The organism is Nonomuraea sp. WAC 01424 (genome assembly GCF_003947315.1).
Classification (GTDB): domain Bacteria; phylum Actinomycetota; class Actinomycetes; order Streptosporangiales; family Streptosporangiaceae; genus Nonomuraea; species Nonomuraea spiralis.
The window spans coordinates 182,311-197,231 of the sequence record NZ_QHHZ01000002.1; the positions used below are offsets into that span (position 1 = coordinate 182,311).

A 14,921-nucleotide genomic window follows, 5' to 3' on the forward strand; every position below is an offset into this window, starting at 1 on the left:
GTGCTGAAGACGGCGCTGGCCGGGCTGCGGGCGCACACGCTCAGGCTGCTGCTCACCTCGCTGGCGATCACGCTGGGGGTGGGCTTCATCGCGGGCACGTTCGTGCTGAACGACACCATCCAGGCGGGCTTCTCCCAGCGCGTCACGGCCGACGCGGACAAGGTGGACGTGGCCGTCCTGCCCAAGGAGCGCGACGGCGTGTTGCCGGAGAAGGTCCTCGAACGGGTACGCGCCCTGGCGGGCGTGACCGAGGCGCAGGGCCTGATCCGCGACCCCGCGCCGCTGCTCGGCAAGGACGGCAGGGCGGTCGGCGGCAGCCCGACCACGGCCCTCTCCATCGTCCCCGGCCCGCTGGACCGTACCTCGATCGTCTCGGGCGCCTGCCCCGGCACCGACGACCAGGCGGCCGTGCTGGACAAGAACACCGCGAAGTCGCAGGGCCTGCGGCTCGGCGACACGATCACCGTGCTCGACCGCAAGCAGGCCCGGCACGAGTTCAGGCTGGTCGGCCTGCTCGACCCCGGTGTGGACCAGGAGTTGTCCTTCACCGGCGCGGTCGGCTTCACCTCGGCCACCGCGCAGCGCATGACCGGCGCGAAGGGCTACCGCGAGATCGACGTCGCCGGCTCGGCCCCGGGGCTGAAGCAGGCCGTCGCGGCGGCGCTCGGCGGCGCGTACGAGGTCAAGACCGGCGCCGAACTGGCCGACGACCTGGCGGCCTCGGCCGGGCTGTCGATGCGTACGCTGACGATCGGCCTGTTGCTGTTCGGGGCCGTGGCGATGATGGTGGCCGCGCTGGTCATCTACAACACCTTCACCATCCTCGTCGCGCAGCGCACGCGGGAGATGGCGTTGCTGCGCTGCATCGGCGCGACGCGCGGGCAGGTGTTCGGCTCGATCGTGCTGGAGTCCTTCGCGGTCGGCCTGCTCGCCTCCGCGCTCGGCCTGCTCGCCGGGTACGGGCTGGCCGTGCTCGCGCTGACGCTGCTGGCCGCGTTCGACGCCCCCATGCCGACGGACGCGGCGGTCGCGCTCACGCCGGGCACCATCGGGATCGGCCTGGCCGTCGGCCTGGTCGTCACCCTGTTCGCGGCCCTGCTGCCCGCGCGCGCGGCCACCCGAGTGCCGCCGGTCGCGGCGCTGCTCGCCCAGCCGGAGGAGCAGGACTTCCGCACCGGCCTGCTGCGCTGGTTGTTCGCCGGGCTGTTCCTGCTGGCCGGAGCCGGTACGACCGCGTTCGGCGTGGCGAAGCTGCCGCCGGGCGAGCCGAGCACGTTGTTCGTCGTGATGGCCGGGGGCGCGCTGGTCTTCCTGGCCGTGCTGATCCTCGGGCCGGTGCTGGTCAAGCCGCTGAGCGCGATGGTGGGCTGGATCCCGGCCAAGCTGTTCGGCGTGCCGGGACGCCTGGCGCTGGACAACTCGGCCCGCAACCCCCGCCGCGCCGCGACCACCACGGTCGCGCTCACCATCGGCGTCACGCTGATGACGCTGATCTCGGTGCTCAGCGCCTCCACCCGGCTGACCGTGTGGAACAAGCTCGACGAGCAGTTCCCGGTCGACTACATGCTGGCCGGACAGGTACGCGAGACCGGCGTCCCCCGGTCGGTGGCCGAGAAGCTGCGCGGGCGGCCCGAGCTGGCCTCGGTGCTGCAGATCCGCGAGACGCCGGGCAAGGTGGGCGCGCGCAGGTTCGACATCGGCACCTACCACGGGCCCCTCACCTCCGAGGTGGCCTCCGGCTCGATGGCGGGCCTGGCCGACGGGCAGGTCGCGCTGCTCGACTACGCGGCCTCCGCCCTGGGCGTCAAGGTCGGCGACACGGTCACGGTCCGGACCCAGCGGGCCGGGGCCGTACCGCTGAAGGTGGTCGCCGTCCTCGTCGGGACGAACTCCGCGCTGCCCGCCCTCACCGTCGCCGAGCGGCCGTTCGACACCTACTACGACCGGGTGCCGGACTCCCGCGTGATGATCAACATCCGCGACGGGGTGGCGGCCGAGCAGGCGCGCCGGGTGGTCAACGCCGCGATCGCGGCCTATCCCACCGTCCAGATGTCGAGCTCGACCGAGGTACGCGGGCAGTTCGACGAGACCCTGGACATGCTGCTCATGATCGTCACGGGACTGCTCGGGCTGGCGATCCTGATCTCGCTGCTCGGCATCGCCAACACCCTGTCGTTGTCCGTGCACGAACGCACCAGGGAGTCGGCGCTGTTGCGGGCGCTCGGGCTGACCCGGCCGCAGCTCCGGCGCATGCTCTCGGTCGAGGCGCTGGTGCTCGGGCTGCTCGGGGCGCTGGTCGGGGTGGCGCTCGGCGCCGTGTTCGGCTGGGCGGCGGTACGGGCCATGTTGCCCGGGGCGGTCTTCTCCGCGCCGGTCGGGCAGATCGTGCTGTTCGTGGTGTTGTCCGGGCTGGCGGGCGTGCTGGCGGCCGTGGTGCCGGCGCGGCGGGCGGCCAGGGCGTCCATCGTGGGCTCGCTGGCGACGGGTTGATCCCGATAAAACCGAATAAAAGCGAAAAATCGGGATAGAGGGTACGAGCAAGAGGCTGCGCGGCCTCGTGGGACGGTGTCATGGGGGACGCCGAGGCCGCGCGGCCATGTTCGTGTCCGCAGGCCGGGCGCCCTACGGGGGCGGCGCCCGGCGCGGGGTCGGCGCCCGGCGCGGGGTCGGCGCCCGGCGCGGGGCCGGGGTCAGCGTGGGGTGCGGCCCGGCCAGAGTTCGGCGACGGTCTCCGGGTCGAGCAGGGGACGGACGACGACCTCGCCGGACGCCTTGTCGATCACGAGGCAGGCCCCTCCGACCGTGTCCGGCAACGTGGTGGGATCGTCGGGGTCGAGCTCCCGGATCCAGGCGACATATCCGTCATGGAAGCCGTACAGGCCCACCGAGAGCGGGTCGTCCGGCGGGCGGGTCCCGTTGAAGTACTCCTCCGCCAGCGCCCTGGCCTGGTCCATGTTCACCGCGGCCGCCCCTGCCGGTCGAGGATCATGCAGAACACCCCGGTCACCGTCGCGTACGGCGGCTCGACCGACATGTGCCCGCGCTGGGCGTCGATCCAGATGACCTCGCTGCCGGAGTTGACCGCGTTCCAGACGTGCGAGCCGCCGCCCGGCCAGCGCACCACGATGACGGCGCTCGCGCCGTGCCCGGCCTCCAGCAGCCGCCGGGCCACCATGGGGTAGGCGTGCCGGCCCTGGCCCGCGTACTGGAAACGCTGGCCGGTCCACCGTTCGATCCTGGCCGCGCCGCCCTGCTCGCCGGTGAGCAGCGGACGGCCGATGCGGTCGTACTCGGGGAGGCGGGGGGCGGCGGTGGCGGGCTCGCCGTGCCAGGTGGACAACACGGCCAGGGCGCAGTCGGCGGCGTTGGAGGCCCGGAACGGGTCGTCCGCCGGGCCGCCGCCGTTGATCAGCCTGACCCAGGTGCCGCGCGGGTCGGGGAACCTGGTGCCGGGCTCCAGCGCCTGGGCCAGGTCCTGCTCGACCTGCGGGTCCGGTTGTGCCAGCCCGCCCGGCAGCCCGTACGGACGGCACTCGGTCAGCCTCGGCGGCCTGCGCTCGCGTTCGAACCAGTCTCCGTCGGAGTTGTTCCTGCCCCGGTCGACCCGGACGTCGAGCGGATGCCGCCCGTTCCCCGGGACGGGCCCGCTCCCTCGTACCTCCCCCAGCTCCAGCCGGCGCATCCCCCGCACCGCCGCCCCGAATCCCTGTGTGGGAGAGGTTCTGACGGGGGTGGTGCCGGGCTCCGGCGGGGTGCTCGTGGCTGTGTCGTGCCCGTTCGGGCCGCCGGAGTGCCAGATCCACGATTCGGGGTTCGCCGCGGGAGCCGGGGGCGTGCTCGGCTCGGCGGCGGACATGGTGTCGGACGCGGTGGCGCCGTCCGGACCGTCCTCCTCGGCGGGGGCGGACGTCGAACGAGCCCCGCCCGGCGTCGCCGACCCGCCGGTCTCCCGGTCGCCCGCATGGGGACCCGTCAGTGCGGTCCCCGAAGAAGTGGCGAGCCCCGTCAGGACGTCCAGGGCGGCGGCCAGGGCGTTCGGGGTGTCGCCATGGGAGGCGGGCGGGCCCTGCGCGGGAGGACGGGACGTCGGGGCCTCCGGGGGCCCGTGGCCCGAGGGAGCGGCGCAGGGCGTTAAAGGGGCCGAGCCCTCACGGGAGGAAGGGGCCTCCGTCGTGGCGGGCACGTCGCCGGGGGCGTCCTCGGCGGCACGTTCGTAGTCGAGCCACCGGACCCCCTCCCCCACCACCGGGTTGTACTGCCCCTCCGGAAGGACCCACCGGACGCTCGACTCACGCTCGCGGAACACGTCCTGCCTCCTGTCCTACTCGACGACCGATCGTAGGGCCGCCGTCAGGCCGCGGAGGGGGAAGTCAGGAAGATTGTCGGTCAGGGCCACCGGCCTTACCTGCGAGAACGCCAGCGAATCAGGCCACCTGCACCGTGATCGTGGGCCAGCCGCTGGCGCCGTCGGGCGCGGGCGGCGCCTGCCGCTCGGTCTGGGTACGCCCGGCCGCGTCGGTCGCCCGCGCCTCGATCGTGTGCGCCCCCGGCGTGGCGTCCCAGTCGAGCGCCCATTGCCGCCAGGTGTCCCGGCCGGCCAGCGCGGCCAGCCGCGCCTGCCGCCACTCGCCGCCGTTGATCCGCACCTCGACGGCCTCCACCCCGGTGTGCTGCGCCCACGCCACCCCGGCGATCGTGACGCGCCCGGCGGCCAGGGAGTCCCCCGCCTTCGGTACGTCGATGCGCGACTCGGTCTTGATCGGCCCCTTGGCGGCCCACCCGCGTGGCGTCCAGTACGCCTCGTCCTGGTCGAACCTGGTCACCTTGACGTCCACCACCCATTTGGTGGCCGACACGTACCCGTACAGGCCGGGCACGACCTGGCGGACGGGGAAGCCGTGCTCTACGGGGAGCGCCTCGCCGTTCATCGCGATCGCGAAGAGCGCGTCGCGGCCGTCCATCACCACGTCCACGGGCGTGCCGCAGGTGAAACCGTCGGACGAGGTGGACAGGAGCATGTCGGCGTCCGGCCGCAGCCCGGCCCGGCGCAGCAGGTCGGGCATGCGTACGCCCAGCCAGCGGGCGTTGCCGACGTACGGGCCGCCCACCTCGTTGGAGACGCAGGTCAGGGTGATGTCGGCCTCGGTGAGGGGCAGGCGGAGCAGTTCCTCGTAGGTGATCTCGACGGGCCGGTCCACCATGCCGTGGATGCGCAACGTCCACGTTCGCGGGTCCACCTGGGGGACGACGAGCGCCGTATCAACCCTATAGAAGTCCCGATTTTTCGTGATGAAGGGGGAAAGGCCGGGGATGCGGAAGTCCGTTCCGGGCGGGAGGGGTTTGGCGGGCGTCGCGGGCTTGGGCAGCGCCATGTGCATCCGTGCCTCGTCGAGCGCCCGCCGCCCGCCGAGCTCCCGTCCCAGCGCGGCGGCCGCCCCGGCCACCACCACCCCGCCGGCCACCCCCGTGATCAGCCCCCGCCGGTCGAACCCGCGCCCCGCGCCCCCGGCCCGCATTACGGGCGGTCGCCCCTCGACCCCCTCGCCCCCCTGCCTGAACGCCGGGACCGTGTCGTGGTCGGGTGCCGGACTCGGGCCGCCGGCGCGCCGGATCAGCCAGGCCAGCGCCGCCGCCCCGCAGACGACCCCAACCACCGTCGGCGACACGTCCGCCGCCCGAGCACCCGGACGGGTGAGCACCGCGACGACCCCCACCACCCCGAACACGGCCAGCCCCGCGAACCCGTACGCGAGCCGCCGCCTGGCCAGCACCCCGATCACGGCCGCGATCCCGGCGAGCACCACCAGGACACCCCCGACGAGAACGGTCTTGTCGTTCTCCCCGAAGGTGTTGATCGCGAAGTCCTTGACCGGCGCGGGCGTCAGGTCGACCGCGGCGTCGCCCACCGCCACCACGGGAAAGGTCGCGGGCCCCGCGAACCCGGCGACGAGCTGCGCGATCCCGAGCGCCAGCGCGCCGGCCGTCAGCCCGGCCAGGGCACCCGCCCAGGCGGGCACCGAATCGTTCTTCTGCACGGTACGACGTTACGTCGCCGACCGCGACGAGGTTCTTACGCGGTGGTTACGAGCCCAGCATGTCGCGCACGATCGGCGCCAGCGCGCGGAAGGCGCGGCCCCGGTGGCTGATGGCGTCCTTCTCGTCGGGGGACAGCTCGGCGGTGGTGCGGTCGTGGCCGAGCGGCACCAGGATCGGGTCGTAGCCGAAGCCGTTGGTGCCTCGCGGCGTGGTGACGAGGTGGCCGGGCAGCGTGCCCTCCACGACCCGGTGCTCGCCCGAGGGCAGCGCGAGCGCGGCGGCGCAGGCGAAGTGCGCCGCCAACTTCTCGGCCGGCACGTCGGACACCTGCGCGAGCAGCAGGTCGAGGTTGGCCTGGTCGTCGCCGTGGCGCCCCGACCAGCGGGCCGAGAAGACGCCGGGCATGCCGTTGAGCACGTCGACGCAGAGCCCGGAGTCGTCGGCCACGGCGGGCAGTCCGGAGCCCTTGGCGACGGCATGGGCCTTGAGCAGCGCGTTCTCCTCGAAGGTGACACCGGTCTCGGCGACCTCGCCGATCTCGGGGAACTCCTCCAGCCCGACGATCTCGAACCCGGCGAGGATGCGCCGCAGCTCCGCGATCTTGCCCGGGTTGCGGGTGGCCAGCACGATCCTCATGCGCCCAGCGCCTCCTGCTGGATCAGCTTGAGCTCCTCGCACCCGGCGGCGGCCAGGTCGAGGAGCTGGTCGAGGGCCGCCCGGTCGAAGGGCACACCCTCGGCGGTGCCCTGCACCTCGACGAAGGAGCCCTCGCCGGTCATCACGACGTTCATGTCGGTCTCGGCGGCGACATCTTCGGTGTAGCACAGGTCGAGCATGGGCACCGAGCCGACGACTCCGACGGACACGGCCGCGACCGAGCCGATCAGCGGGTCTCCGGGGCACATCTTGCGGGCCTTCATCCACGCGACGGCGTCGGCGAGCGCGACGTAGGCGCCGGTGATCGCGGCGGTCCTGGTGCCGCCGTCGGCCTGAAGGACGTCGCAGTCGATCAGAATGGAGTTTTCGCCCAGCGCCTTGTAATCGACGCACGCGCGCAATGATCTTCCGATCAGCCGGGAGATCTCATGGGTGCGCCCGCCGATTTTGCCGCGGACCGATTCACGATCGTTACGGGTATTGGTCGCGCGCGGAAGCATCGCGTATTCGGCCGTAACCCAGCCCTGCCCGCTGCCCCTGCGCCAGCGCGGCACGCTGTCCTGCACCGACGCCGCGCACAACACCCTCGTGCCGCCGAACTCGACCAGCACCGAACCTTCGGCGTGCGCCAGCCATCGCCGGGTGATGGTGATGGGGCGTAGCTGGTCGGGGTTGCGGCCATCCTGTCGGGACATGCAGTTCACCCTATCTCCGCGCCACGACACTCTTGACCAAATGTGTCCGACACATGGATCCTTACGCAATGACAACGGGGGTGTTGCGAAACCCTGACTTCCTCCGGTTCCTGACTTCGCACGTGGGGAACGAACTGGGAGCGAATATCTCGCGCGTGGCCCTCCCGCTGGTGGCTGTCGTCGCCCTGCATGCGGGCCCTGCCCAGGTGGCTCTGCTGTCCGCGCTGCAGACCGCCGCGTTCCTGTTGCTCGGCCTGCCCGCGGGGGTGTGGGTCGACCGCATGCGACGGCGCCGGGTGATGGTGGTCTCCGACCTGGCCAGGTTCGTGCTGCTGGCGAGCATTCCGCTGGCGGCGCACCTGGGTGTGCTGTCGATCGGGATGATGTTCACGGTCGCCTTCCTGGCCGGTGTGGCGCAGGTGTTCAACGACGTGGCCGACCAGACGTACCTGCCCAACCTGGTGAGCACGCCGCAGCTCGGCGACGGCAACTCCAAGCTGGAGGTGGTGCGCTCCGGCGGCTTCCTGGCCGGTCCCGGCATCGGGGGCGCGCTGGTGCAGCTCCTCGGCGCGCCGCGCACGATGCTCGCGACCGCGCTGGGCGCGCTGGCGTCGGCGGTGTTCCTCAGCTCGATCAGGACGCCCGACAAGCCGCCCGCCGCGGGCGTGCGCGAGCCGCTGCTGCGCGGCATCGGCGCGGGGCTGCGGTACGTCTGGCGCGACCGCCTGATGCGCATGTTCGCCGCGGCGTCGATCGCGGCGAACGTCACGGTCGGCGCCGTGCTCGGCCTGTCGGTGTTGTTCCTGGCCGAGGACGTCGGGCTGCCGCCCGGCCTCATCGGCGTGCTGCTGATGTCCGGCGGCTTCGGCGGCGTGGCCGCGGGCCTGCTCGGCGGCGTGCTGTCGAGGAGGATCGGCACGGCCAGGATGACGTGGCTCTCCCTCACCGTGCCGGCGCCCTTCGCCCTGCTGCTGCCGATGACGCAGGCCGACTGGCGGGTGGCGTTCTTCGCGATCACCTCGATCGCGTTGTCGTGGAGCTCGGCGCTGAGCACCGTCGGCCTGATCACCTACCGGCAGACGACGGTCCCCGAGCATCTTCTGGGCCGGGTCAACGCCTCGTTCAGGTCGTTCATGTGGGGCTCGATCCCACTGGGCGCGCTGCTCGGCGGGTTCGTCGCCCAGGAGATCGGCGTGCGGACGGCCTTATGGGTGTTCATGATCGGGCGGCTCGTGTCGTTCGTGCCGTTGTTGTTCTCGCCGCTGCCGTGGTTACGCGACTTCGACGAGGCTCAGGCCAAGTCGTAGACCGCGCCGCTGCGCGCCAGCTCGACCGGCCCGTCGTAGCCGCCTCTGGAGGCGTCCTCCAGCACCCGGGCGTTGTCGTTCCACGGGACGAGGTGGGTGAGCACGAGCCGTCCCGCGCTCGCCTTGGCCGCGTGCTCGGCCGCCTGGCGACCGGTCAGGTGCAGGTCGGGCGGCAGGTCGGGGCCCTCGACGAACGACGCCTCGCACAGCAGCAGGTCGGCCCCCGCCGCCAGCTTGACCAGCTCGGCCGACTCCCCGGTGTCCCCCGAGTACGCCATGCACACGTCGTCGCTGGCCACCCGGAACCCGTACGCCTCGACCGGATGGTTCACCAGGCCGGCCGTGACGGTGAACGGCCCCACCTCGAACGACCCCGGCGACAGCGGCGTGAAGGCGAAGGCGGTCTCCAGCCCGGGCTCCTCCGGCATCCCGTACGCGGCCGCGAGCCGGGCGGCTGCCCCCTCGGGCGCGAAGACGGGCACGAGCGGATAGGGCGCGTCGGGCCCGTACGTCCGGGCGACGTGGTAGCCGCAGATGTCGAGGCAATGGTCGGCGTGCAGGTGGGACAGGCAGATGGCGTCCACGTCGTAGAGGCCGATGTGGCGCTGGAGCGCGCCGAGCGACCCGTTGCCGAGATCGAGCAGCATCCTGAACCCCTCGGCCTCGACGAGGTAGCAGGACGCGGGGCTGTCGGGACCGGGGTAGCTCCCCGAGCATCCGACGATGGTCACCTTCATGTGGGCCTCCCGCTAAAGGTAGTACCCCCCACTGGTGCGACTTCGACCACATCGATCTCCGGGCCCAGGAATCGCCTGCCGAGGCGGGCGAAGAGCTCGGTGTCGCCGGTGGCGCGGAAGCGGTGCCGGGGGGTGGCCTCGCCTCCCGCCGCCAGTCCGTGGTCGTGCAGGATCCGGTAGACGTCCTTGGCCGTCTCGTCGGCGCTGGAGACCAGCGTGACCCCGTCTCCCACGACGTAGGAGATCGCGCCGGTGAGCAGCGGGTAGTGGGTGCAGCCGAGGATGAGCGTGTCGCAGCCGGCGTCCCTGATGGGCTCCAGGTACTCGCGCAGCACGTCGATGAGCTCCTTGCTCATCGTCTCTCCGCGCTCGACGTACTCCACCAGGCGGGGGGCGGCCACGCCGGTGAGCTGCACGTCGGGGGCCGCGGTGAAGGCGTCGTGGTAGGCCAGCGACTCGATCGTGGCCCGGGTGGCGATCACGCCGACCCGGCCGGTGCGGGTGGCGCGCACGGCCCGCCTGGTGGCGGGCTGGATGACCTCGACGACCGGTACGTCGTAGCGTTCGCGCGCGTCGCGCAGCACGGCGGCGCTGGCGCTGTTGCAGGCGATGACGAGCATCTTGACGTCCTGGCCGACGAGGTGGTCCATCACCTCAAGGGCGTAGGCGCGCAGCTCGGCGATGGATTTCGGCCCGTACGGCTGGCGTGCCGTGTCGGCCACGTAGGTGATCGCCTCGTTCGGCAGCTGGTCGATGATCGCGCGGGCGACCGTCAGGCCGCCGACCCCGCTGTCGAAGATCCCAATACTCGCGTCCGGCACGTTCTAGAGGGTAGGCGACCTGCGCGATCAACACTGCGTAAGAATGCTCACACCTGGTGAAGGCGGGACTGTTGTGTTGCTCACACCAGCCCTGCCGATCGCCCCTTCCGATCAGCCCCTGCCGACCCTGGCGAGCTGGCGTGACTGGGCGACCAGGCGGCCGGCGGAGTCCCACACCTCGACCTCTTCGTCGAACCAGCCGTCCGTGATGAGCCGGCCGCTGCCGATCAGGGTGAGCCAGCCGGGGGCGGGCAGCGCGCGCAGGTGCCAGGTGAGGTCCACGGTGGGCGCCCATCCGCGGGCGCCGGCCAGGAACACCACCGGCGGCAGCACGTCCACGGCCAGCGCCAGCACGTACGGGTCGGCGTCCTGCGGCTCGGCCATCCGGAAGTACGCCCGGGACTCCGGCCGACCCGTCGGCCCGCCGGTCAGCCACGCGATGGTGGGCGGGTCGAAGCGCAGGTCGAGCTGGGCGTTGAGGGTCATGTTGTTCTCGGGCTTGGGGTCGGGGAGCTTGACGCACTCCTCGACCAGCGGCATCACGACCGAGGGCGCGTCGGTGTAGACGGGGTCGGCGCCGGCCAGGGTGGCGGTGGTGATCAGGCTCTCGATCTGCGGCACGCCGTTCTGGACCAGCGTGGCCCTGGCGAACGCGGCCGTCCGGCCCGCCTTGAGCTGTTCCACTCTGACCTGGGCGGGCCCGGGGACCGGCGACCTGAGGAACTGCGAGGTGGTGCTCACCGGATGCTCGAACGGCGAGGCGTCCACCGCGGCGCGCAGGACCACGGCCATCAGGTAGCCGCCGTTGAGCGGGGCGCCGATGCAGTATCCGGGGTCGAGGCACACGTCGTAGGTGGTCTCGTCGATCCGGATCGCCTGTGTGGCCTCGTCGAACTTGGTCATCCCGCCCTGCCTCACCTTACGGAACTATATTCTAGTAGTCCCCCCACTTTACGCGGGGCTGCGCCGTTCGCACCACGCCGTTCCGGTATCAGCGCGCCTACCTGCGGAAACGTCCTCCGGATGGAACAGTTCGATCATGGCAAGCGTCGCCGAACTCATCGGCCAGTCGGTGTGGGACTCCAACGGGGTGTGGGTCGGTCACGTCGTCGACATCCGCGTCCAGAAGCACAAGGGCGAGCTCCAGCAGAGCCACACGGTCTACGGGCTGGTCGTCTCGGGACGGCGCGCGCCGGTCCTGCTCGGGCTCACGCGCGACCGCCAGGGCCGCTCCCCCTGGCTGTCCAGGACGCTGGCGCGGACGGTGTACGCCGGTTGCACGTTCGTGCCGTGGGCCTGCGTGTCAGAGTGGACAACTGGCGAAGTTCACCTCGATGTGCTGAAAAAAGAGCTAAACAGGGTCTAATTTCGTCTTCAGCACATTGCAAGCGGCCATCTAGCAACATCAGCTACCTTCTCTGTGGTCAAAAGTCCACATTGTGAGTTGAGTGATGTCTGCGAATAATCCCCCACCTGGCCAGGATCCTGAGCGCACCACGGCGTACCGAGGAGGCTGGGAGCAGCCGCAGGAGCCGCAGCAGCCGTACCCGCCGCAGCAGTCGTACCAGCAGCCCTACGGCCAGCAGGTCCCGCAGCCGGGCCAGGAGGCTTCGTACGGGCAGCAGCCGGCTTACAACTCCCAGGCCGCGTACGGACAGCAGCCCGCCTACGGCGCCCCGCACGGCGGGCAGCCCCAGCAGAACTGGCAACAGCAGAGCTGGCCGCAACAGGACCAGTACGCCCAGCAGCAGCAACAGCAGGGTTGGCAGCAGCAGGACCAGTACGCCCAGCAGGGCTGGCAGCAGCAGGGCCCCGAGGGCTTCGGCCCGCCGCAACCGGCGAAGAAGGGCAGCCGCAAGGGCTGGCTGATCGCCGGCGCCGCGGCGCTCGCCGTGGTGCTGCTCGGCGGCGGCGCGGTGTGGGCCGTGGGCGCGATCGGCGGCGGCGGCACGCAGCCGACCGAGGTGCTGCCCGCGAACGCGATCGCCTACGCCCGCCTCGACCTCGACCCGGCCGCGAACCAGAAGGTGGCGCTGTTCCAGCTCGCCAGGAAGTTCACGGTCACCAAGGGCTCCTTCACCGGCGAGGACCCGCGCCAGGCCCTGTTCAACCTGGTCAACGAGAGCGGCGAGAAGAAGGTCGACTTCGCCAAGGACATCGACCCCTGGCTGGGCAGCCGGGTCGGCTTCGCCGCCGTGCCCTCCGGCAAGGCCGAGCCCGACATCGCGGTCGCCGTCCAGGTCAAGGACCAGGCGCAGGCCAAGGCGGGCATCGCCAAGCTCATGGACGGCGACAAGTACGGCATCGCCTTCCGCGAGGACTACGCGCTGCTGTCCTCGACCCAAGCGCTGGCCGACAAGTTCGCCAAGGGCGAGGCCACTCTCGCCGAGAACAGCGAGTTCACCGACGACATGAGCGCCGTCGGCGAGCAGGGCGTGCTGTCGTTCTGGGCGGACATGGGCGGGGTCGCGAAGCTCGCGCCCATCCCCGCCGAGCAGGCGGCCGGCATCGAGCCCATCAAGGACGCCCGGTTCGCCGGCGCGCTGCGCTTCGACAGCGCCTACGTCGAGCTGGCCGGCCAGGTCAGGGGCGCCAAGGGCCTGACCACGGGCGACCTCCAGGCCGCCGGACTCGGCACGCTGCCCGCCACGACCGCCGGCGCCCTGTCGATCTCCGGCCTGGACCAGATGATCACCAAGCAGTGGGCCGAGATCCAGAAGTCGGCCACGGCCAGCGGCGGGGCCGAGGTCCAGCAGCTCTTCGAGCAGGCCAAGAGCAAGTTCGGCCTCGACCTGCCCGGCGACCTGGCCACCGTGCTCGGCAAGAACTTCACCGTCGCCCTGGACAGCCAGGGCCTGGACGCCGACCAGATCAAGGCCGGCGTGCGCGTCGCCACCGACCCGGCCAAGGCGCAGGCGGTCGTCGACAAGATCGAGAAGGCGATGGCCGCCAGCGGCCAGCCCGCGCCGCAGATCGCCAAGGTCCCCGGTGACGGCGTCTTCACGGCGGCGACCAGCGAGGAGTACGCCAAGAAGCTGGCCGAGGAGGGCACGCTGGGCGACTCCGAGACGTTCCAGACCGCCATCCCGGACGCCGACGAGGCGACCTTCGCGCTCTTCGTGGACCTCGACAAGGTCGAGAAGCTCTACCTTCAGGGCCTGGAGGGCGACGACAAGGCCAACGCGCAGGTCCTGCGGGCCGTCGGCCTGAGCGGCAAGCAGAGCGACACCGAGGCGAACTTCTCGCTGCGGGTCCTGTTCAACTGACCGAAAACGCGGAAGGGGCGGCCGGACCGGCCGCCCCTTCCGCGTTTTCGGCTCCTAGGCCCAGAGCTGCCCTTCGAGGCGCTCCTCGGCCTCCTCCAGAGTGCCCTCGTACGCGCCCGTGGACAGGTACTTCCAGCCGCCGTCGGCCACCACGAAGACGACGTCGGCCCGCTCGCCGTCCTTGACCGCCTTCCTGGCCACGCCCAGCGCGGCGTGCAGCGCGGCGCCGGTCGAGACCCCGGCGAAGATGCCCTCCGCCGCCAGCAGCTCGCGGGTACGCCGCAGCGCGTCGGCCGAGCCCACGGAGAAGCGGGTGGTCAGCACGGACTCGTCGTAGAGCTCGGGGATGAAGCCCTCGTCGACGTTGCGCAGGCCGTAGACCAGCTCGCCGTAGCGCGGCTCGGCGGCGACGATCCGCACGCCGGGCACGTGCTCGCGCAGGAACCGGCCGACGCCCATGAGCGTGCCCGTGGTGCCGAGCCCGGCCACGAAGTGGGTGACCGTGGGCAGGTCCGCCAGGATCTCCGGGCCGGTGGTCTCGTAGTGGGAACGCCAGTTGGCCGGGTTTCCGTACTGGTAGAGCATCACCCAGGACGGGTTGTCGGCGGCCAGGCCCTTGGCCACGCGCACGGCCTCGTTGGAGCCGCCCGCGGCGGGCGAGGAGATGATCTCCGCGCCCCACATGCGCAGGAGCTGGCGGCGTTCCTCGGAGGTGTTCTCCGGCATCACGCAGATCAGCTTGTAGCCCTTGAGCTTGGCCGACATCGCGAGGGAGATGCCGGTGTTGCCGCTGGTGGGCTCCAGGATCGTGCAGCCGGGAGTGAGCAGGCCGTCCTTCTCGGCCTGCTCGATCATCCACAACGCCGGCCGGTCCTTGATCGACCCGGTCGGGTTGCGGTCCTCGAGCTTGGCCCAGACGCGCACCTCGGGCGAGGGCGACAGCCGGGGCAGCCCGACGAGCGGCGTGCGCCCGACCGAGTCGATCAGCGAGTCGAACCGCATGTCACCCGCCGGCGACGGCGGGCAGCACGGTCACCGTGTCGCCGTCGGACACCGGCGTGCCGAGGCCGCCGAGGAAGCGCACGTCCTCGTCGTTGAGGTAGACGTTGACGAAGCGGCGCAGGCTGCCCTGGTCGATCAGGCGGTCCTTGATGCCGGGGTGGCGGGACTCCAGGTTGCTGATCAGCTCGTCGAGGGTGGCGCCCTCGGCGTCGACGGCCTTGGCGCCGTCGGTGTAGTTGCGCAGGATGGTGGGAATGCGAACCTCGATGGCCATCGCGGTCAGTCTCCTCTGTTCTGGTCGTCGTCCCCTCGGCGGCAACACCGGGGGATGGGTGCGGATTCCAGATCAGCGACAGTCGTAGACGACGACGGCCGGGGTGTGCGCGAAGAGGTAGCTCTG

The 14,921-nt window shown here is 71.6% G+C and carries 14 protein-coding genes; 4 read left to right on the forward strand and 10 right to left on the reverse strand.

Going from position 1 to position 14,921, the window contains the following annotated elements:
• On the forward strand, positions 1 to 2,490 hold the full coding sequence (locus tag DMB42_RS06160; RefSeq protein ID WP_125631540.1) for an ABC transporter permease: 2,490 nt from the start codon (positions 1 to 3) through the stop codon (positions 2,488 to 2,490).
• Positions 2,491 to 2,690: 200 nt separating this feature from the next.
• On the opposite strand, the gene DMB42_RS06165 is transcribed toward DMB42_RS06160, so the two are convergent.
• The 5 genes from DMB42_RS06165 to rph form a co-directional block, all read right to left on the reverse strand.
• Positions 2,691 to 2,954: a hypothetical protein gene (locus DMB42_RS06165; protein ID WP_229824242.1), complete on the reverse strand. Its 264-nt coding sequence runs from the start codon at positions 2,952 to 2,954 to the stop codon at positions 2,691 to 2,693.
• Positions 2,955 to 2,956: 2 nt separating this feature from the next.
• The gene (locus DMB42_RS54795; RefSeq protein WP_260477520.1) at positions 2,957 to 4,306 is read right to left on the reverse strand and encodes a toxin glutamine deamidase domain-containing protein; all 1,350 of its coding nucleotides are present in this window, start codon (positions 4,304 to 4,306) and stop codon (positions 2,957 to 2,959) included.
• Between the two features lie 118 nt (positions 4,307 to 4,424).
• A complete protein-coding gene (locus tag DMB42_RS06175) occupies positions 4,425 to 6,035 on the reverse strand; it encodes a molybdopterin-dependent oxidoreductase (RefSeq protein WP_260477521.1) in 1,611 nt (536 codons plus the stop codon).
• Positions 6,036 to 6,081: 46 nt separating this feature from the next.
• A complete protein-coding gene (rdgB, locus tag DMB42_RS06180) occupies positions 6,082 to 6,672 on the reverse strand; it encodes an RdgB/HAM1 family non-canonical purine NTP pyrophosphatase (protein ID WP_125631544.1) in 591 nt (196 codons plus the stop codon).
• Positions 6,669 to 7,388, reverse strand: a complete 720-nt coding sequence (gene rph, locus DMB42_RS06185; protein WP_125631546.1) for a ribonuclease PH — start codon at positions 7,386 to 7,388, stop codon at positions 6,669 to 6,671. The genes rdgB and rph overlap by 4 nt, the downstream gene beginning before the upstream one ends.
• A gap of 68 nt (positions 7,389 to 7,456) precedes the next feature.
• Between rph and DMB42_RS06190 the strand changes: the two genes are divergently transcribed.
• The gene (locus DMB42_RS06190; protein ID WP_260477522.1) at positions 7,457 to 8,695 is read left to right on the forward strand and encodes an MFS transporter; all 1,239 of its coding nucleotides are present in this window, start codon (positions 7,457 to 7,459) and stop codon (positions 8,693 to 8,695) included.
• Here the strand turns inward: DMB42_RS06190 and DMB42_RS06195 are convergent.
• From DMB42_RS06195 to DMB42_RS06205, 3 genes are all read right to left on the reverse strand, one after another.
• Positions 8,680 to 9,432 (reverse strand): MBL fold metallo-hydrolase, encoded by a 753-nt coding sequence (locus tag DMB42_RS06195; RefSeq protein WP_125631549.1) that lies wholly within the window; start codon positions 9,430 to 9,432, stop codon positions 8,680 to 8,682. The genes DMB42_RS06190 and DMB42_RS06195 overlap by 16 nt on opposite strands.
• Positions 9,429 to 10,253: a glutamate racemase gene (gene murI, locus DMB42_RS06200; RefSeq protein WP_125631551.1), complete on the reverse strand. Its 825-nt coding sequence runs from the start codon at positions 10,251 to 10,253 to the stop codon at positions 9,429 to 9,431. Before murI ends, DMB42_RS06195 begins: the two co-directional genes overlap by 4 nt.
• Before the next feature lie 111 nt (positions 10,254 to 10,364).
• Positions 10,365 to 11,156 (reverse strand): thioesterase family protein, encoded by a 792-nt coding sequence (locus DMB42_RS06205; protein ID WP_125631553.1) that lies wholly within the window; start codon positions 11,154 to 11,156, stop codon positions 10,365 to 10,367.
• A gap of 136 nt (positions 11,157 to 11,292) precedes the next feature.
• On the opposite strand from DMB42_RS06205, the gene DMB42_RS06210 reads away from it, so the two are divergent.
• Both DMB42_RS06210 and DMB42_RS06215 read left to right on the forward strand, forming a co-directional pair.
• On the forward strand, positions 11,293 to 11,619 hold the full coding sequence (locus DMB42_RS06210) for a hypothetical protein (RefSeq protein WP_125631555.1): 327 nt from the start codon (positions 11,293 to 11,295) through the stop codon (positions 11,617 to 11,619).
• An 85-nt stretch (positions 11,620 to 11,704) separates the two neighbouring features.
• Positions 11,705 to 13,519 (forward strand): DUF3352 domain-containing protein, encoded by a 1,815-nt coding sequence (locus tag DMB42_RS06215; protein ID WP_125631557.1) that lies wholly within the window; start codon positions 11,705 to 11,707, stop codon positions 13,517 to 13,519.
• A 54-nt stretch (positions 13,520 to 13,573) separates the two neighbouring features.
• Here DMB42_RS06215 and DMB42_RS06220 read toward each other — a convergent pair whose 3' ends face one another.
• Positions 13,574 to 14,521 carry a PLP-dependent cysteine synthase family protein gene (locus tag DMB42_RS06220; protein WP_125631559.1) on the reverse strand — a complete coding sequence of 316 codons (948 nt, stop codon included), beginning with the start codon at positions 14,519 to 14,521 and terminating at the stop codon, positions 13,574 to 13,576.
• Between the two features lies 1 nt (position 14,522).
• Positions 14,523 to 14,795 (reverse strand): MoaD/ThiS family protein, encoded by a 273-nt coding sequence (locus DMB42_RS06225; protein WP_125631561.1) that lies wholly within the window; start codon positions 14,793 to 14,795, stop codon positions 14,523 to 14,525.
• Positions 14,796 to 14,921: the final 126 nt, after the last annotated feature.

Bases quoted from the DNA above. Each gene is read 5' to 3' on its own strand.
- DMB42_RS06220 (WP_125631559.1), bottom strand. From the start codon at position 14,521: ATGCGGTTCGACTCGCTGATCGACTCGGTCGGGCGCACGCCGCTCGTC.
- DMB42_RS06210 (WP_125631555.1), top strand. From the start codon at position 11,293: ATGGCAAGCGTCGCCGAACTCATCGGCCAGTCGGTGTGGGACTCCAAC.
- DMB42_RS06225 (WP_125631561.1), bottom strand. From the start codon at position 14,795: ATGGCCATCGAGGTTCGCATTCCCACCATCCTGCGCAACTACACCGAC.
- DMB42_RS06195 (WP_125631549.1), bottom strand. From the start codon at position 9,432: ATGAAGGTGACCATCGTCGGATGCTCGGGGAGCTACCCCGGTCCCGAC.
- DMB42_RS06165 (WP_229824242.1), bottom strand. From the start codon at position 2,954: ATGGACCAGGCCAGGGCGCTGGCGGAGGAGTACTTCAACGGGACCCGC.
- DMB42_RS06205 (WP_125631553.1), bottom strand. From the start codon at position 11,156: ATGACCAAGTTCGACGAGGCCACACAGGCGATCCGGATCGACGAGACC.
- rph (WP_125631546.1), bottom strand. From the start codon at position 7,388: ATGTCCCGACAGGATGGCCGCAACCCCGACCAGCTACGCCCCATCACC.
- DMB42_RS06215 (WP_125631557.1), top strand. From the start codon at position 11,705: ATGTCTGCGAATAATCCCCCACCTGGCCAGGATCCTGAGCGCACCACG.
- rdgB (WP_125631544.1), bottom strand. From the start codon at position 6,672: ATGAGGATCGTGCTGGCCACCCGCAACCCGGGCAAGATCGCGGAGCTG.
- DMB42_RS06190 (WP_260477522.1), top strand. From the start codon at position 7,457: ATGACAACGGGGGTGTTGCGAAACCCTGACTTCCTCCGGTTCCTGACT.